This window comes from Rubritalea squalenifaciens DSM 18772 (assembly GCF_900141815.1).
GTDB lineage: Bacteria > Verrucomicrobiota > Verrucomicrobiia > Verrucomicrobiales > Akkermansiaceae > Rubritalea > Rubritalea squalenifaciens.
The window spans coordinates 296097-313070 of record NZ_FQYR01000004.1; the positions used below are offsets into that span (position 1 = coordinate 296097).

General features: G+C 52.5%; 19 protein-coding genes. 13 read left to right on the forward strand and 6 right to left on the reverse strand.

What is annotated here, in order from left to right; genetic code table 11:
• Positions 1 to 18: 18 nt before the first annotated feature.
• The 8 genes from BUB27_RS11510 to BUB27_RS11545 all read left to right on the forward strand — a co-directional run bounded on the left by BUB27_RS11510 (position 19) and on the right by BUB27_RS11545 (position 6389).
• Positions 19 to 1194 (forward strand): 3-dehydroquinate synthase, encoded by a 1176-nt coding sequence (locus BUB27_RS11510; RefSeq protein WP_143183998.1) that lies wholly within the window; start codon positions 19 to 21, stop codon positions 1192 to 1194.
• A gap of 66 nt (positions 1195 to 1260) precedes the next feature.
• On the forward strand, positions 1261 to 1596 hold the full coding sequence (locus tag BUB27_RS11515; RefSeq protein WP_234991740.1) for an ArsR/SmtB family transcription factor: 336 nt from the start codon (positions 1261 to 1263) through the stop codon (positions 1594 to 1596).
• Positions 1597 to 1613: 17 nt separating this feature from the next.
• Positions 1614 to 2063, forward strand: a complete 450-nt coding sequence (locus tag BUB27_RS11520; RefSeq protein WP_143184000.1) for a DUF6428 family protein — start codon at positions 1614 to 1616, stop codon at positions 2061 to 2063.
• Positions 2064 to 2223: 160 nt separating this feature from the next.
• Positions 2224 to 2700, forward strand: coding sequence for a hypothetical protein (locus tag BUB27_RS11525; protein WP_143184001.1), 477 nt, complete (start codon positions 2224 to 2226; stop codon positions 2698 to 2700).
• A gap of 234 nt (positions 2701 to 2934) precedes the next feature.
• On the forward strand, positions 2935 to 3390 hold the full coding sequence (locus BUB27_RS11530; RefSeq protein WP_143184002.1) for a cupin domain-containing protein: 456 nt from the start codon (positions 2935 to 2937) through the stop codon (positions 3388 to 3390).
• 496 nt (positions 3391 to 3886) lie between these two features.
• Positions 3887 to 4324: a hypothetical protein gene (locus BUB27_RS11535; protein WP_143184003.1), complete on the forward strand. Its 438-nt coding sequence runs from the start codon at positions 3887 to 3889 to the stop codon at positions 4322 to 4324.
• Between the two features lie 104 nt (positions 4325 to 4428).
• Entirely contained in the window at positions 4429 to 4848 is a 420-nt protein-coding gene (locus BUB27_RS11540; RefSeq protein ID WP_143184004.1) for a hypothetical protein, read from the forward strand.
• A gap of 176 nt (positions 4849 to 5024) precedes the next feature.
• On the forward strand, positions 5025 to 6389 hold the full coding sequence (locus BUB27_RS11545; protein WP_143184005.1) for an alkaline phosphatase family protein: 1365 nt from the start codon (positions 5025 to 5027) through the stop codon (positions 6387 to 6389).
• A 325-nt stretch (positions 6390 to 6714) separates the two neighbouring features.
• On the opposite strand, the gene BUB27_RS11550 is transcribed toward BUB27_RS11545, so the two are convergent.
• Both BUB27_RS11550 and BUB27_RS11555 read right to left on the reverse strand, forming a co-directional pair.
• Entirely contained in the window at positions 6715 to 7200 is a 486-nt protein-coding gene (locus BUB27_RS11550; protein ID WP_143184006.1) for a hypothetical protein, read from the reverse strand.
• A gap of 40 nt (positions 7201 to 7240) precedes the next feature.
• Positions 7241 to 7864, reverse strand: a complete 624-nt coding sequence (locus BUB27_RS11555; protein ID WP_143184007.1) for a hypothetical protein — start codon at positions 7862 to 7864, stop codon at positions 7241 to 7243.
• Between the two features lie 378 nt (positions 7865 to 8242).
• On the opposite strand from BUB27_RS11555, the gene BUB27_RS19185 reads away from it, so the two are divergent.
• The 4 genes from BUB27_RS19185 (at position 8243) to BUB27_RS11570 (ending at position 10667) form a co-directional block, all read left to right on the forward strand.
• The gene (locus BUB27_RS19185; RefSeq protein ID WP_268793972.1) at positions 8243 to 8377 is read left to right on the forward strand and encodes a hypothetical protein; all 135 of its coding nucleotides are present in this window, start codon (positions 8243 to 8245) and stop codon (positions 8375 to 8377) included.
• Between the two features lie 58 nt (positions 8378 to 8435).
• Positions 8436 to 8615 (forward strand): PEP-CTERM sorting domain-containing protein, encoded by a 180-nt coding sequence (locus BUB27_RS11560; RefSeq protein ID WP_143184008.1) that lies wholly within the window; start codon positions 8436 to 8438, stop codon positions 8613 to 8615.
• A 923-nt stretch (positions 8616 to 9538) separates the two neighbouring features.
• A complete protein-coding gene (locus BUB27_RS11565; RefSeq protein ID WP_143184009.1) occupies positions 9539 to 10054 on the forward strand; it encodes a hypothetical protein in 516 nt (171 codons plus the stop codon).
• A gap of 262 nt (positions 10055 to 10316) precedes the next feature.
• Positions 10317 to 10667, forward strand: a complete 351-nt coding sequence (locus BUB27_RS11570; RefSeq protein ID WP_159434927.1) for a hypothetical protein — start codon at positions 10317 to 10319, stop codon at positions 10665 to 10667.
• Between the two features lie 262 nt (positions 10668 to 10929).
• Here the strand turns inward: BUB27_RS11570 and BUB27_RS11575 are convergent, their stop codons facing one another.
• The 3 genes from BUB27_RS11575 to rplS all read right to left on the reverse strand — a co-directional run bounded on the left by BUB27_RS11575 (position 10930) and on the right by rplS (position 15091).
• The gene (locus BUB27_RS11575) at positions 10930 to 13440 is read right to left on the reverse strand and encodes a M16 family metallopeptidase (protein ID WP_143184011.1); all 2511 of its coding nucleotides are present in this window, start codon (positions 13438 to 13440) and stop codon (positions 10930 to 10932) included.
• A gap of 47 nt (positions 13441 to 13487) precedes the next feature.
• A complete protein-coding gene (locus tag BUB27_RS11580; RefSeq protein WP_143184012.1) occupies positions 13488 to 14360 on the reverse strand; it encodes a hypothetical protein in 873 nt (290 codons plus the stop codon).
• A 380-nt stretch (positions 14361 to 14740) separates the two neighbouring features.
• Positions 14741 to 15091: a 50S ribosomal protein L19 gene (rplS, locus tag BUB27_RS11585; RefSeq protein WP_143184013.1), complete on the reverse strand. Its 351-nt coding sequence runs from the start codon at positions 15089 to 15091 to the stop codon at positions 14741 to 14743.
• Positions 15092 to 15496: 405 nt separating this feature from the next.
• On the opposite strand from rplS, the gene BUB27_RS11590 reads away from it, so the two are divergent.
• On the forward strand, positions 15497 to 15868 hold the full coding sequence (locus BUB27_RS11590) for a glutaredoxin family protein (RefSeq protein WP_200797114.1): 372 nt from the start codon (positions 15497 to 15499) through the stop codon (positions 15866 to 15868).
• A 129-nt stretch (positions 15869 to 15997) separates the two neighbouring features.
• Here the strand turns inward: BUB27_RS11590 and BUB27_RS11595 are convergent, their stop codons facing one another.
• A complete protein-coding gene (locus BUB27_RS11595) occupies positions 15998 to 16852 on the reverse strand; it encodes a YitT family protein (RefSeq protein ID WP_143184014.1) in 855 nt (284 codons plus the stop codon).
• Between the last annotated feature and the right edge of the window lie 122 nt (positions 16853 to 16974).

Genomic DNA, 16974 nt, shown 5'->3' on the forward strand with positions numbered 1-16974 from the left:
AGTTCTCAGACACACGCTATGGCCGGAAACGACTACAACATCACTCTCAATTTTAAACACCGCATCCGCTTCACCCGAGACTCCTTTTCGCCGGGTAATCGCATGTTGGCTACCTTGCTGCAAAGCAACGGCCATGCGAAGGTGCTGGTCTTCCTGGAGGATGCCGTAGCCGAGGCTTTTCCCAAGCTGCAGGAACAGATCGAGGAATACTTCGCCAGCACTCCTGGGCTGAACCACGTGGCCACCTGCATCGCTCCCGGAGCAGAGGAATGCAAGCGCAACGAGAAAGTCCTGCGCAGCGTCTGGGACGCCATCGAGGAAAAGAAAGTGGACCGCCACTCCTACGTCTTCGCCATCGGCGGCGGCGCCTTTCTGGATGTGATCGGTTTCGGTGCGGCCACGGCCCACCGCGGCGTGCGTCTCGTCCGTTTCCCCACTACCACCCTCAGTCAGGATGACAGCGGCGTGGGCGTGAAGAATGGCATCAATGCCTACGGGAAGAAAAACTGGATCGGCAGCTTCGCCGTTCCCTATGCGGTGGTGAATGATTTCGCCTTCCTGCACACCCAGCCGGAGGACGTCCGCAGGGATGGTCTGGTGGAGGCTGTGAAGGTGGCACTCGTGCGCGATGGCGCCTTCTTCGACTGGCTGGAGGACAATGCTCAGCTGCTTGCCCAGCTGCGGACTCATGCGCTGGAGGAAGCCGTGGAGCGCTCCGCCACCCTGCACGCCGAGCACATCGCCTTCGGTGGAGATCCTTTTGAAAACGGTTCCAGCCGCCCGCTGGACTTCGGCCACTGGGCTGCTCACAAGCTCGAGCAGTTGACCGACTTTGAGCTTACTCATGCGCAGGCGGTCAGTATCGGCGTAGCTCTGGATACTCTCTATTCCTACTGCACCGGCCGCCTTACTGAGAAGGATGCCCGCCGTGTGCTCCGCCTGTTAGATGCACTCAAGCTGCCACTCTGGCACGAAGGCTTCGAGCTGCGCAATGCCGACGGTCGCCGCCGCGTCTTCAACGGCCTAGAGGAATTCCGCGAGCACCTCGGCGGTGAACTCACCGTTCTCCTCCTCCGCGCCATCGGCAAGGGCGAAGACGTCCACGCCATGGACGAAGTCCTGCTAGAAAAATGCATGGAAATGCTCAAGGAATACTCCAAAGCCGAGGACAAGACGGCGCTTGTTTGGAAATAAAATTCCTCTTTTTAGTAATATTATTTGCGTTTGTTTAAATATGTCCAATATTCCGGACATATGGAAATGAATGAGGCTATTCATGTATTCGAAGCTCTCTCTCAAGAGACGCGTTTGAGTGCATTTCGATTGCTGGTGAAGGCGGGGCCTGAGGGTCTCCCAGCTGGTGCTATCAGCGAGAAACTAGGAATACCACATAATACGATGTCTTTTCACCTGAACCATTTATCGAATTCGGGAGTCGTAGCATCGCGCAAGGAAGGGCGCTCAGTCATTTACTCGGCGAGTTATGATGCCATCCGCAAAATAATAGGATTTATGGTGAAAGACTGCTGCAGCGAGGAGTTCGCCAGTATTCGTGAAGATAAGAAAAAGGGAGGCTCAGTGATAGAGCTGATATAATATTAAAAAAGAAAGTTATGAAAATATCTGAAGTGAAAGAAGTGTTGGCGAAGCTGGACGCGGTTAATTTCAAACTGCCGGACGGCACCATTTTGCCGTCGCATTTCCACGTGACGGAAGTGGGAAAGGTGACCAAGCATTTCATTGATTGCGGGGGTACGGAGCGCAAGGAGACCGTGGCGAACTTCCAGCTTTGGGAAGCCGGCGACTACGACCACAGGCTTGCTCCGAAGAAATTTCTTCATATTCTGGATGTCTGTCAAAAGGTGCTAGGTGAAGAAGACTACGAGATCGAAGTAGAATATCAGCAGAGTACGATCGGTAAGTTCGGCCTGAGTTTCGACGGTAAGGATTTTATCCTCATTAACAAGCAGACCGCCTGCTTGGCTCAAGAGTCTTGCGGGATACCGGAAGCTTCCACCCAATCTGAGAGCTCATCTTGCTCTTCTAGCTCAGGATGTTGTTAGGTATGCGGTAGTGATCTAGCCAGCAATCATTATGGAGAAGTGCATGGAAATGCTCAAGGGATACTCCAAGGCAGAGGACAAGGCTGGGCTTGTTTGGAAGTAGGGTATCAGTATTTAGTCTCGACTCGGAAGCGTCAACTCGACTAAAGAGTTAGATCTTATGGGGCGTTTTATAGTTGGATTGATTGCAGGAGTAGCGGTGTGTTTTGTGGCAATGTTGCTTCTCGGATCTGAGCGGGTGACAATTTCAAAGTCGAATGAGGCTGTTCCTTCTGAGCCATTTAGTACTGAGGGGCGATATTTTCTACACAGTAGTGTTGACCACTTGATCATTGAGGAAAGAGAGGGGGTTCCTGTGTATACTTACGAGAGATGGTTCAGTAAGAAGGGCGCGGAAGGTAGCGCAAAGATTTCACCAGGAGATGACTGGCAGCCAACGAAAGATTGGTGGATTTACACAGAAGACGGGGTGTGGTTCTGGATATTTGACGGCAAGGATAAGCTTTTATTGGAGCGTCTGGAAATAGATAGCACGGGTATACACGAACCTAGTAGGCGAAAGCTGCCGATTCAGATTAGAGAGAAATTGCCCCCCGCTTTGATTGAGAAATATTGGCCGGAGCAAAAAGAGAACTAGTTCCTTCATGTGATTGTGCACGTCTGAGCATCGAGATCCACTATCATGCGGATTACACGGATACAGAGGTGGGCATATCTATAGAGAATGATTAGGAGATCCTGCGGTGCAGGGGCTGAATGGGTTTGGGGTGACGTAACAAGGGGAGGTGTGTTCATTGAGCGGTATGGCCCTTACACCTTGACTGCATTTTCACATGCTCTAAGGAGTGTTAGTTAGAAACAACCTCTATTGATGAACGAGCATCTTGCAGTGATGAATCCTGTTGGCGAGGCGCGGGTGATCCGGGCCTTTGGGGATGAAATGCATCTTCTCCTGAGCGCGGAGGATACCGGGGGGAAGTTTACGATGTGGACGAACTTTACGCCTCCCGGCGGTGGGCCGCCACCGCACTACCATGAGAACGAGGATGAATGGTTCTGGCCATTGAGTGGTCCGGCGGAGTTTCTTATTGATGGCGAGTGGCGCCAGGTGCCGGCCAAGACAGCGGTCTTTATGCCGCGCGGCAGCATCCACACCTTCCGCAACCCTAACATCGAGCCACTGGAGATGCTGATCCAGACCATGCCCGGCGGCTTCGACAAGTTCTTCGCCGAGTGCGCCGAGGAATTCGACAAAGGCGACGAACCTGACATGCCCAAGCTCATCGACATCAGCGCGAAGCATGGGATTTATTATGTGGAGGGGTAGTGGTAGACTATGACAATGGATGAAGCCGAAGCCAGCCGTCTGGTACAAAAGCCACTACATCAGCGGGATTTTGACAGGGTTGCTTTGTGGTTGAAGGGACTCGAGAGTGAGCAACGTGTAAGGTTTATTACCTCTCATTTGGATTTCTTACCAACATATCGTTTAGCGATATCTGTTGTAAATGATCGTAGAGAAAATTTTGCTATATTGAATGCGGCTATTGATGCGATTGATGAGGTGTTTTCTCAGAGGGTCAGAGCTGTAGTGAAATTAGGAGTAAAGAAGGTTGGGGCTAGGCGAACTGTAAAAGTAATAGAGTCGTGTATCGAATCACGCCCTGAGATGGTGGACATGGCCATCTATTGGTTACATGCTTTCGTCCCACAGGCTGATACAGCGAGATCTGATTTGAACGCGCTCAAAGAGAAGGCAAAGAAACTTGGCATCATAAGGCCACCCGTAACCACAATTTGCCCTGATGGCAGGGTTTTGTTTCATGACCGTTTCGCCAGAAAACAAAGTGATACATATTGTGCATTACCCAATCAACATCGTAGCTATCACCTCGCTTGGCGGTGCCCGTATGGGAATTGCAGCTATTGTTGCTGCGTTTCTGTACTTCTTGCTCGTTAACCTGTTGATCGATTTACTGGAGCGTTGGGAGGTGGACTCTTCAGTGGGTATGAATATTTCGTTCAGTCTTTTATCCTGTCTCCTTGTGGGGCTCGCAGTTACCATCGGGATGACTCTTCCTGGGATGATTGTGGCGGGAGCGATAGCGGTATGGGTGATGTATATGTTAGGGGGCTGGCTATTGAAGGCGGGTAAGGTGGAGGCCTTAGTCATCGCCTTGTTGACCCCAGTTTTGTTGTACGGAAGTCTCTATGCAGGTAATTTAGTGGAGCGTGTGATCGTGGAGAATGTGCTGAAGTAAAATGTAGTGTTTCGACGAGACGAGGGGATCATCGATCTACTTGATGTTTTCATTAAGATTCTTAATTACTGGAAAGTCTGCGGTTGGTTTATAACGAGATTGTTATGACTCACAAGTTACTCCTATTAAGTGTTGCCCTTGGTGGGCTAGGTCTGAGCCTTGCTCAGGCTGATGAAGTGCCAGCCACTAAGCCAGCTGCTGCAAAGAAAGCTGAGAAAGAGGTGAAGCGGAAGAAGGTGGATGTCCCGGAAGGCTATGCGCTGGCCTTTGCGACGATTGGGGATGTCGTGGAGGTGTCAAAGGGTACCTATGGCTATAAACTGAGCTACAAGATAGTTGAGACAGAGGCTACTGGGATCAAGAATGCTGACGGAGAGGCGATGAAGGGGCCCATGGTGAAGTATATTTACACAGAGAAGAATATACCTGTACCCCAACAGGAGGTGCGGGTGCTCTACAAGATTGACGAGCCGATCATTTACAAGGTGGTAGATGAAGTGAAGCTGGAGAAAGATTCAAAGTAGAGCAGCGAAAGCTATCTACCATAATCATTGATGGTGCAATCTAGCTCTTAGCTGAGCTAGATTGTATCTGTTACAGGGAGGAAGGTTTTTAGGATGACCCAACCACTGTAGCGATGTAGCTTCTGGCTGCCTCATTTCCCGATTGCCAGCGTGTTAGCGGGTGCTAGGTTTTTGGCATGAACAGGGTTGCCGTGATCAATGTGGTGGGGCTGACGAAGAGCCAGCTGGGCGAAGATACGCCGAGGCTGAATGCTTTTGTGGAGAAGTGTACTCTCTCAGCCTTCCCTCCTGCCTTTCCTGCCGTGACGTGTACGGCGCAGTCAAGCTATGTCACCGGGCGCAGCGAGGCGGAGCACGGTATTGTGGGCAACGGCTGGTATGACCGCGAGGCAGCGGAGCATAAGTTCTGGAAGCAGAGCAACCACATCGTGAAGGGGGAGAAGGTCTGGGATGTGCTGCGGCGCGAGCTGCCGGGCTTCACCTGTGCGAAGCTTTTCTGGTGGTACAACATGTACTCTACGGCGGACTGGAGCATCACCCCGCGCCCGATGTATCCGGCGGATGGAAGGAAGGTGTTCGATGTCTACACGCAGCCGATGGACATGCGTGAGGAGATCAAGGCCGACCTCGGAGAGTTCCCGTTCCCGACTTTCTGGGGGCCGATGGCGGGCATCCCGTGTAGCGAGTGGATTGCCAACAGCGCACGCTGGGTGGAGAGGAAACATCAGCCGACTCTGAGTCTGGTCTACCTGCCGCATCTGGACTACGGTCTGCAGAAGTACGGCCCGGGTGCGCCGGAGATGAAGAAAGAGCTACAGGATATCGACCGTGTGGCTGGCGAACTGATCGAGTACTACGAGCAGCGCGGCATCGAGGTGATTCTCCTTTCCGAGTACGGTATTTCCAAGGTGAGCAAGCCGATTCACCTGAACCGCATCTTCCGCGAGAAGGGTTGGATCACCATCAAGGACGAGCTGGGTCTGGAGCAGCTGGACTGCGGTGCGAGCAAGGTCTTTGCGATCGCAGATCACCAGGTGGCGCATGTTTACCTGAATGACATGAGCCTGCTGGAGGAGGTGAAGAAAACTTTGTTAGAGGTGGGGGGAGTAGAGGAAGTCCGCATGGGCAAGGAGCTGTGGGGCGAAGGGACACCGGGCGCGGAGCGCGGCGGTGACCTGGTGGCGGTGAGTGAGGAGGATGCCTGGTTCACCTACTACTACTGGACGGATGATGCCGTGGCACCGGACTACGCCCGTTGTATCGATATCCACCGCAAGCCGGGTTATGACCCCGTGGAGCTTTTCTTTGATCCCGCGATCAAGAACCCAAAAGTCAAAGCCGCAAAATTCCTTCTGAAGAAGAAACTCGGTTTCCGTGGTTTGTTAGATGTGATTCCGCTGGATGCTTCCCTCGTGAAAGGATCCCATGGTCGTGACAAAGTACGTGAAGATGAAATGCCTATCCTTGCAAGTGCCAAGCATGGCGAGATCACGAAAGCGGAGGATGTCTTTCAGGTGATCTTGGATTCTGTTAGGGGATAGGTTTTCTACCACAGAATACACAGAAAGTGTCTCTGGCGAAGTGCAGGGGTTGGTTCGTTTTTTTGAACCACGAATGGCACGAATCAAACGAATACTGGGCTAGATGAAGCTATGTATAGTGAGGGGTCAGGCGGATGGTGCCTATTAGGCTAACAAGCAAGGTTCGAAGTGCTCCCAATGATGATAGTACTGAGTAGCCATGTGATGATGGAGAGGACGAGAGAATGGCTTTGTCGTCTTTGTAGGTTTAATAAGCGCATGAGTATAGGGATAGACAGAGTGCAGAAAGTGGGCGTAGTTTGAAACATACGATGAAGAGTTGTTTCTAGTAGAGTCTTTGTAACTCTCTGTGTGTGAATTTTCGGTTCTTGAAATGGAAAGTGGCTAGGTATGCGGTAGCGCCATCTCCGCCACGTAGTTGAATGGCGCTGAGGTCGCCGTCATCCAGAATCAGTTCACAGCAGTTTTCGAGTAGCTGTGGTTGGTCATGGATGATGGTCACGAGTCTGGAAAGTCTCTGGTAGTACTTGGAGGGAATCTCTATAGCTTTACCCTCGATGGTAAGTTCTAGTTTCGAAAGGATAAATGCTGGAGGCTCTGTGGTGTCTACTCCAGCAAAGTTGTAGTTCTCTCCCGTATAGGGCATGCAGGTGAGCTTCACTTCTACGTACTGAGCCTTCTTCGTGAGAATGATGTTCTTTGTGTAGTCTAGTTCTGAAGCATCGACTTCACCGATGAGCGAATTGTAGTGGTAGTACGTGACTCCCCAAGCCAGACCTAGGAGTGCGAGTATGATAAGTAGGGATTTCAACGGTATCTAACAACGTGTGATTGAGGAGTGAAGCGTAGGATTATTTGAACCAGTATTTACGGAATTTCCAGCCTATGAGAGGGAGGCTCAAGATGATGATCCAGGCGGTGGTTGGGCCTACGGCCAGGGTGGGGCCAGTGGTGAAGTGCTTGAAGGTGCTATGGAAGGGGGGAGTTTGAAGCTTCGTGTAATTATGGTGGCTCGGGGGAGGGATCTTGCCTTCGTGGCAGTCAGAGAGAATGTCTAACAGTGACTGGGCGAGATGGTCGGCGGAGCCGTAGTCTGCCGGTAGATGAAGCAGGTGAGCAAGATTGCTCTGGTTGAGAGGGATTTGGCCTTGCCCTGTTTCGATTACCTTTTTCTCGAGGTCGATGATGTGTGACCCCTCGACGGTTTCGTGGTCATTTAATTTGAAGATCCACTCCAGCTTGACTGTCTGGAAGGGGGGAGCGTTCTTGCGGTTCGTAGTAAATTGGCTTGGAGACTTGCCGCTGATGGAGAAGTCGCCCCAGCTGTCACTTTGCTCACCCTGGTACAAGAGATCGAAGCGGAACTTATGAGAAACATAGCCTATCACGTGCCCCGACCTCGCGATGATCAAAAGCCAGATGACGGCTGACAGTATAAGAATGGAGAGTAGGGTTGTGGGCAATTTATTGTTCACGGAAAATAGTTGTGGCTTTCAGAACTAGAGCAGGGGCTTTGTGGTCTTCAGAGACTTCGATGAATTGCTAAGCAACTGGGCTGGTAGAAAACGACTGTCCCAAGTCTTTAGTTTAAGTGGAGCATCGTTGAATTGACGAGTCATATATGAAATTTCCAGCTACTCAGCTAACGAAGGAAGCGTTAGTGTCTGCATAGGGGGGTACCATTTTGCATGCTTTTCTCTCTTGGAGCGCCTGTTTTTTACTGTCAGTAGATATTCCAGTGGATGTGTAAGTGTTTCATTGTGAGTGGTGATTGCTTTTTGTGTCTAATCTGACACCCTAAATCAGCGTAGATTTGTTGAAATATGGCACGCTTGATGCAAGTATCTACGGTGATGAAAATCGGAAAAGAATGGTTTGCGGTACTACTGGTGGCACTACTTGGCGTAGGTTGTCTCTGGGCGTCCCACAAAGTGAAGCCCAGAACCGCGCAGCACGAGGTGCAGCCGGTGAAGAGCTTCCAGAAATAGATCCCCAGTTTCCACGCCCCCCAAGCGTGTATGGTCCATAAGCTCTGATTATGCTCTTATGGCTGACCGGGTACGACTGACAGTGACCGATAACTTTGCAGCCGAGCTGGTCGGTGGCGACCGGGTGGGTCTCTCCGAGTTCAGGTTCGTCGCAGTCCCTGAACCTTCATCAGTGAGCCTTCTTGGTCTGGCGGGGGGTGTCCCTGCTTTTCCGCAGGCGCCGCTAGACCAGAAATAAAGGTTCAGACTTCAGTTGATCAGGCCGTAATACGCGGCCTTTTTTGTGTCTGAATATTCACTCAGGGAAGGTATCTCAACAGGGGCTAGGGGCTTATTCACAGACTTGTTCACATCCTGTTGAGAAGGCTATTCCTCAGCTTATGCACCACTTATTCACAATGTAGATCGCTGATCGCTTTGAGCCCAAGCATTGAGTTCAAAGGCTCGAGTCCTCGCTTAGGGTACTTTAATCGATCATGTGATGACCTGTGAACAGAAGACTACTTCACATCGTGATGAAGACGGAAGGTCTTACTTGTTCGACAGCTTATTCACAGAGCCCGGCAGCCTTGTCCACGGCTTGTTCACAATCGGTGGATTCTGCGGGTGGCTGTGCATGATGCTAGGCCGTTGTGACGTAGGTGTCACTTAAACGCTTATTTAACAGGGGTTTCGGTGAGGCTTAGGAGTATAATTCGCGGGTTATCCACGAGTTATTCACAATGCCTGTGAAGAGATTTTGTTGATTGATAGGCTTGAGATTTAGGGTGCTGACAATCAGTGACATAGGTTTCTAATTCACAATGAAAAGGCTGTTTTTAACGGCTTATTCACAGTGGATGAAGCGCCTATTTGAAGGCACTTTTCCCAAGTTATTCACAATAGGGTGGGGGAGGCGGGAAATGATAGGGTGTATGATGATGAAATTTTTGATGAGGTGACGGGGATGTTATCAAGAGGCATGCGTTTGTTACTGATTATGATGTTCTTGTGTTTGCCCTGGCTAGTGATACACAATTAGTGAAAGGGGCGGAGCGTACGGTGCTCAGGCCTCTGGTGGTGAGTGTGGAGGGTGCAGAGACCGGTTGCTGATCGAGGAGGGTTTTTTGGGTGATGGATGAAAGTATGTGGGGAGTAGTGGAGTTTAGTATGAGAATGAGTATGAAGATTTTGTTTTGTAAGTTGGCGGCGGTTTTACTGATGGTGGAGGTGGCTGAGGGTGCAGAGAAGAACGCGGCAGTGCCGGGGTTTGCGCGTGAGCGGAGCCTTGAGCTGGAGAAGGTTGCTGGTGTGGGAGAGGGGGAGCGTTATGCGCTGGTGTATCTGGACCTGAACGAAGATGGTGTGAGGGAGGTTTTGATGCTGTTTCCTGGCGGGAGTGGAGGTATGAGCCTGTATGTGTGCCAGCAAGTGAAAGGGGAGTGGGAGGTGATGGGAAGGAGTACGCTGGTGAAGGAGTTGGCGGTGGAGCCGCAGGCGGTGAAGAAGGGAAAGTGGCGGAGGATCTTTGTAGCTACGTATGGTGGAGGTCAGCATAGGAAGCGGATTATCCAGTGGAATTTGGGGAGGGTGCAGGCAGGTGATCTGAATCCTAGTACCGACTGGCGTGAGGTGGCGGAGGTGTCAGAGAATGCGCAGCCATTGCTTAAGCAAGGGATTCACTGGTTGACGCGATAGATATGCTTTGGGCTAGGCTGTGCTTTTTGCGTTGTTTGAGATTTCGGAGGGGCTTAAGGTAAGGGTGGTATGAAGGTGATGGGATTTATTGGCTGCGTACTTATACAGCTTGGTTCAGTGCAGGCAGAGGAGGTGAAGTACAAGCATGAAGAGGCTGTAAAAGTTGCCTAAGCGAAACGCCAGCTGCGTTTTGTTGCTGTGCTGAGTAAGTATACTGACAGAGAGGGTAGCAAGGTCGATCCCAGTAGAGAGATTGTTAGCGGTGCAGGATTTTCTATTTTGTGGAGTGCAGACGGGAAAAAGTAAAAGCGCTGTTGGATGCACCATTGTGAATATTCCAGGCACCAAGCTCGAGGTGTTTTCAAATTATAACTCCCAAGAAAAGTCTGGTTGGACAGAGCATCACTGTTCCATTGGTTATTCGACTGATAGGTACGAGAAGGATGAGGAGAAGAGGAAATGGCTAATAGATTTGGCACCGCTTCAGAACGATGATTATAAGATAATCTTCAAGGATGGGATAATTGTTGTGACTACTGAGAAGGGGGGGAGGGAAGTTGTGAAATTGAACCTTAAAGCCATTGATCCCGGAGCAATTCTTAAGGAGGAGTAAACTGTAATCCTACCTCCTCTGAAGTTCAAGATATGGCTAAGGCGACCAGAAGATCTTCCGCAGTCCAACTGGAGTGGGTCTTGTGGTCAGTATTTTCCTGTGACTGAAGCATTTAGTGAGGCTTCAGCTAGTAGGTATTCGTGAGATTCGTGTTATTCGTGGTAAGACCAGTTATCCATCACAAGGCCTCGCCTCGTGCCTGCGTTCCATGGAAAATGCATTCCGTGGCTTCTGTGTATTCTGTGGTTGATAATAAAAACTGTTAGGGCGTGACCGTGACGACCGTTGGTTGCTGCTTAGCGAAGTAGGCTTGGGCGGCTTTGAGGGTGTCTTCCACGGTGATGGCTTTGATCTTCTCAGCGGTTTCGCGGTGATGGGTGGGGGAGAAGCCGAGGGTGGTGTCTACGGCGCAAAGGCGGGCCATCGCGGCGTTAGACTGGTTGGCGAGGGCTTGCTTGGCGAGCCAGGAGTTTTTGACGGAGTCGAGCGTCTTGGCGGGGATGCCTTTCTCGGCGATTTCGTGGATGGTGTTGGTAAGCTCGTGTTTAGCGAGTTCAAGCTGCTCTGGGGAAGTGCCCAGATAGAAGGCGAAGAGGCCGGTGGTGTGGCCGTGGAATTGGGTGGCGGAGCAATAGTAGGCGAGGCCGAGATCCTCACGGATACGCGTGAAGAGTGGGCCTGCCATGTCTGCACACCAGGCGTGGATGAGATCGAGCGCGTGGATATCCGGTGAGGCGATGTCTGCACCGGGGTAGCCGATGGCGAGCACGGCCTGCTGCTTGTCCAGCGTACGGTGAATCTCCTGCGGTTTGCCGAGGGGCTGTTCTGCCGGGGATTGCTTCTCTCCGGTCTTGAGCTGGGAAAGGTGCTTTTCTGCGAGGGCGACGGTGGCGTCTGGATCGATGTCGCCGAAGATGCAGAGATTGGTGTTAGAGGCGGTGTAGTAGAGTGCGTGATGCGCTGTGAGGCCGAGACGGTCGATGCCGGCGAGTGATTCCTCGGTGCCGAGTGGATTGATGCCATAGCCTTGTCCTTCGAAGATGGTGGAACGCAGAGTTCGGAAGGCCAGAGAGGCTGGGTCCTCATTTTCCTCCTGTAGCGCGGCGAGTTGAGTCTGGCGTTCGAAGTCGATATTCGACTGGTGGAAGGCCGGGTTGGCGAGAGTGTCGCCCATGATCTCGAGAACGGTTTCGAGATCCGGCTTGAGGCAGGAGGCGCCGATGGAAGCGGTGTTGTTGCCAGCTCCGGCTTTGAGTGAGGCTCCTAGGCTTTCCAGGGCTGTAGCGATCTCTTCGCCGCTACGGCTGGTAGTGCCTTTACTCAGCATGTTGGCAAGGAAGGCGGAAATACCGGCGGTTGCTGGGGTCTCGCTAGTCATGCCGGCGAGCATGGCTCCTTGCAAAGAAACCGTAGGCAGACGATTGTCCGGGCAAAGGTGTAGTGTGAGGCCGTTGCTCAGTGTGTGGGAGGTGATTTCCCGGGTAGATTGAGCTTTCTTGTTAGTAACGGTTTTGGCGACTTTGTCCTCAGGGTCAAGGGAGGTGACGGTGAGGGTGGTGCTATCTAACAAATAGGTTTCGCAGACGCGACGAAGGTCGGCTTGGGTGACTTTATCGACTGCGGTGAGGTAGTCCTTGGTGAAGTTCAGGTTGCGAGCTTCGTGCCAGTTGGAGCCGAGATCGGATGCGCGGCCAGAAGCGGAAGTGAGTGTCTTGAACTGGGAGGAGAGGGCCATGCGCTTGGCCTTGGTGAGTTCCTCGTCGAGCGAGTCATTGAGAAGATGGCTGATCTCCTCACGGATGGCGGCCTGGAGTTCATCGCGCTTTTCTGTGGGGACTTCCGCAGAAACGGAGAAGAGGCCGGGCCCCATGGCGGTGATCCAGGACCAGGAGGCGATGTGGAGGCAGAGGTTTCGCTTTTCACGCAGGCGCTGATAGAGGCGAGAGGAGCGTCCTCCACCGAGGATGGTAGAGAGGAGGTCGAGCGCCGGGGCATCCGGGTGATCGAGCGTAGGGACCTGCCAGGAGAGGGCGAGCTTGGAGACGGGAATGGCGAAGGTGTCGCGGCGAGTGCGTTGGCCTAGCTGGCGAGGTTCGCTCTGTACGGAGGCGTGCTTGGTGAAGGAACGGGGAATGTCCTTGGTAAGTTCTTTGAGTGTGGCCAGCATTGCCTCTTCCTCAAAGTCACCGGAGATGGTGAGGAAGGTATTGGAAGTGGTGTAGCGCGCGGCGTGGTAGGCGCACATGTCCTCGTAGGTGACTTTGTTGAAGAGTTCGAGGTGGCCGATGACTGGCTCGGCCCGGCCATCATTGGAAAGCGCGGTAGAGAAGAGCAGCCGGGAAGCGCGGGAGTCCGGGTCATCGAGGCCCATGTCGATCTCGCGGCGGATGACGTCTTTTTCCTTCTCGAATTCGAACTCCGGGAAGGAAGGCATGAAGACCATTTCCAGTACTGCCTGTAGGAAGGTCTTGGCCGATTCGGCTGGTCCGTCGATGTAGTAGACGGTGCGGTCGAATGAAGTGTAAGCGTTCCATTGCCCACCAGCGGCTTGCACGGTCTGGGAGAGTTCTTCACCAGTGAAGGATTTGGTTCCCTTGAAAACCATGTGCTCAAGCAGGTGGGAGATACCAGCGCCCATGAAGTCGCCCTCGTGGATGCTTCCAGTTTCTACCCAGGCCTGGGTGGAGATGACTGGAGCTGAGGAATCGGCATTGAGGATGACGGTGAGTCCGTTATCGAGTACGTGGCAAGTGGCAGTGGTATCTGGGAACATGTAATCGGATGTGTAAATGGGAGAAAATGAGTGCAGGACAAGAGGTCTTATTGTTCCTCCTGATCCTCTTCTTTGTCCTTCTTGCGGGCCTTAGGTTTGAAGTCGCCGTTGAGAGTGTGGGCGAGCTTGTGCCAGTGCAGGCGGGTGATGTGGGAAGTGAGGGCCTGGCGGGGAGAGGTGCCAGCGGTGAGGTCGGCCGGTGGGGTGAGCTGTGTCTGCTGCTTCAGGTGGCTGGTGATGCTGCGGTAGAGAGCTGAGTAGACCTTGGCCTCTAGCTCTGGTGGTGTGAGTGACTGCTCGGTTCCCAGTGCGGGAATCAGCGGGGTGGTTAGTTTGGGAGTCTCAGGAGCATCTTTCCCTGTGCCGCTGAGCCAGATGGCCATGGGAGGAGGGGGGAAGCCCGGGCGCTGCTCTGCCGTGGTGAGGAGGATTTGCGGCGCAATCTGATAGGAGGAAGCATTGCGCATCTCCGTGGTCATTTGCTCCACCAGGCCAGAGATTTCTTTTTTCACCGCCTCCGGCACATTGAGGTGGAGAACGATGTCGATGTTGTTCTCCGGATCCGCATTCCAGATCGGGGCTTCCAGTCGGAGGCGTAGGTTGGCGAGAGCTGCCACAGAGAGTTCCTCTGAGTTGGGCTGGGTGGAGTCTAGCACGCGTTCCCAGGCCAGCAGGGCAAAGTCGCTCAGCTTGTCATCCTCTAGTTGCTTGGCCAGCTGGATGTAGGAGGCTGCGCCGAGCTTGGCGTGCTCAATGAAGTGATCCAGAGCTGGTGAAATTTCCAGATCGCCTCGAGGAACCGTAGCGATGACAGGGGTCTTTTCCTCCGGAGTTTCTGCTTCCTTGACGGGGTCTGGTATGGGCTCCATCGGGCGCTTGCGAGGTGGTAATGGAGGGTGCTTGCGGCGCCAGTCTTTCACCGTGTCCGCCAATTCCTCATCACTGGGTGGCGTGGTGAAGTCTTTGTCCTTGGCTCCCAGCCAGAGTACAAGCAGAGGAACCGCAATCAGCAGCGGTATAGCGAGATACTTTGGGATGCGTATGGAGCGTTCTGTTTTCAGGATGTCTGGCGTGGTGGCTAGTAGTGAATGATTGGCGGGCGGGGATGATGTAGCAAGTTCCCGTGCATGCTAAAAGGACATACGTGCGGGAAGGGGCTGGTTTATGCAAAAAAGAAGGCCAGCTTGCTAGCTGGCCTGGATGAGGGCATAAAAAATGGCCGCGACTCGAAGGCTGCGGCCATTTTTGAGGGGAATAGTTTACTCCGGGGAGATCTTTTAAATCTGATCTGCGAGAGGAATTACTTCTTCTCAGCGGATTTTACGAGGAGAGCACGCTTACCAACGCGGTCACGAAGGTAGTTAAGCTTAGCGCGACGTACTTTACCTTTGTTGGTAACCTCGATCTTGGCGATACGTGGAGTGTGTACTGGGAATACACGCTCAACACCTTCACCATAGGAAATCTTACGAACTGTGAAGGAAGCGTTTACGCCTGAGCCCTTCTTGCCGATGCAAAGACCAGCGTAGATCTGGATACGCTCTTTACCACCCTCGACAACGCGGGTGTGAACCTTGAGCGTGTCGCCTACGTTGAAGTCAGCAACTTCATCCTTAAGCTGCTCTTTTTCGATTTTATCAATGATGTTCATCGGTCTGGTCCTACTTTGAAAATTAGTCGTTTGTGCCGGATGGCACTTCGCGGGGGCGGATAGCTATAGGATTTCTAGGGGAAATGCAACTGGTTTTTTGTGAAATCGGTAGGGAAACCGAAGAAATGTTGATTTTTTTAGCATCTGCGTGGTGTGAGACTTCCATATAGATGGTTTGTGACTGTTCTGGAAATAAGAGTTTGAAGTAGTTTGGCTGAGCTGCTTTGTCGAAATGGGGTGAAGATAGCTTGTTATGCCATGGGTGTGAGATAAGCCCTCTATGAAAGCATAGAAATCGCGTTTGATATTGGACAAATCAGGGGTTGCGCTTCGTTATATAGGTTATAGTGTGCGTGAAACAAAGCTTGGTTATAGAGATATAACCTGAAGATTTTATACCGAAATATGAGCCAAGAGATCAAGATTGTAGCTTATTTGAAGACCTACTGTGGGTGGAGTGAAGGAGTCCGTGCGATCATGCGCAAGTATGGCCTGGACTACGAGGAGAAGGATATCATCAAGAATCCTGCACTTCGCTGGGAAATGGAACAAAAGAGCGGACAGCCACTGAGCCCCTGTGTGGAGGTGAATGGCACGATGCTTGCCGATGTTTCTGGTGAGGAAGTGGAGGCCTGGATGATCGAGCAAGGTCTTCTGCAAGGCAGCGATGCGGAGGCAGATGCGCCTACCAACTCAGCCTGCACTGACGAACAGCACGAGGCAATGGCCCGCGGCGAGTTCCCGGAAGGCGGAGCGAAGATCAAGTTTATCGACTGAATCTAAAAATTTCATGGGATCAAGCTCCTCCCAAATGGGGACTTGATTGTATGTCAAGGGCCGCTTGCTAGTAGACGGGGCAGGCGGCCCATCTTTTTGCCCTAAAGCCGGGGATGCGGGGAGGCTTAATTAAGCGTGGTGGGAGAAGCCGTAGCCGAGAACCTCTGAGGCATCCGAGATGATGGTGAAGGCCTGAGGATCGACGCGCAGGATATTGCGGCGCAAGCGGGCAGCCTTGGCTCTGGGGATGACGGTGAGGAAGACGGTTTTGTTCTGACCAGAGTAGGCGCCAGTGGCAGGTAGCTCGGTGGCGCCTGAGTCCAATTTTTCCAGAAGCATTTCACGCATTTCATCCGCTTTGTCGGTGATGATGGTGATCGACTTGGCAAGGCCCAGACCAGTTAGGACGATATCGATAGCTTTGCTGATGGCGAGAATGCTGAGCATGGCGAGCATAGCCGCTTCAGGGCCGAAGAAGAATACGGTGGCGATGATGACCAGCCCATCCAGGATGAGCATGCTGTTGGCCATGGTGATGCCGAGGTAGCGGTTGAGCATACGGGCGACCAGAGAGAAGCCACCTACGGTGAAGTTTGAGGCGAAGATCATGCCTAGACCGAGACCGATGATCAAGCCACCGAAAAGTGAAGCGAGGATGGGCTCTTGGCATGGGACGACGGGTAGCCACTGGGCGATGTAGATGGCTGCAGGAAGAAGGATGGATCCAGCGATGGAGGCGAGTGCGGCCTTTTTCCCGAGGAGTGGCCAGGCGATGACAAGGATAGGAATACCGATGAGCCATTGGGTAATAGATGGGCTGAGCTCAAACAAGCGGAAGAGTAGTAGCGAGAGGCCTGGTACCCCACCAGAGAGAATGGAATTCTCCATCAGAAAGGCCCTGAAGCCCCAGGCCGTAATAAAGAGGCCTGTGGTGAACTGGAGGAGCTTGAGAGCAGTGGGCTTGGCGTTACGAGATTCTGGCATGGTGTGTTGTTTCCAGTTTAGCGGTGCGGGGTGAGGAGTCTGTGTGTGCTAGTGCGCCAGAGTATTCTATCAGGTGCGCCAGCTAGTGCGGTAGAAATTTAAAGAAAACTTATCATCGCCGA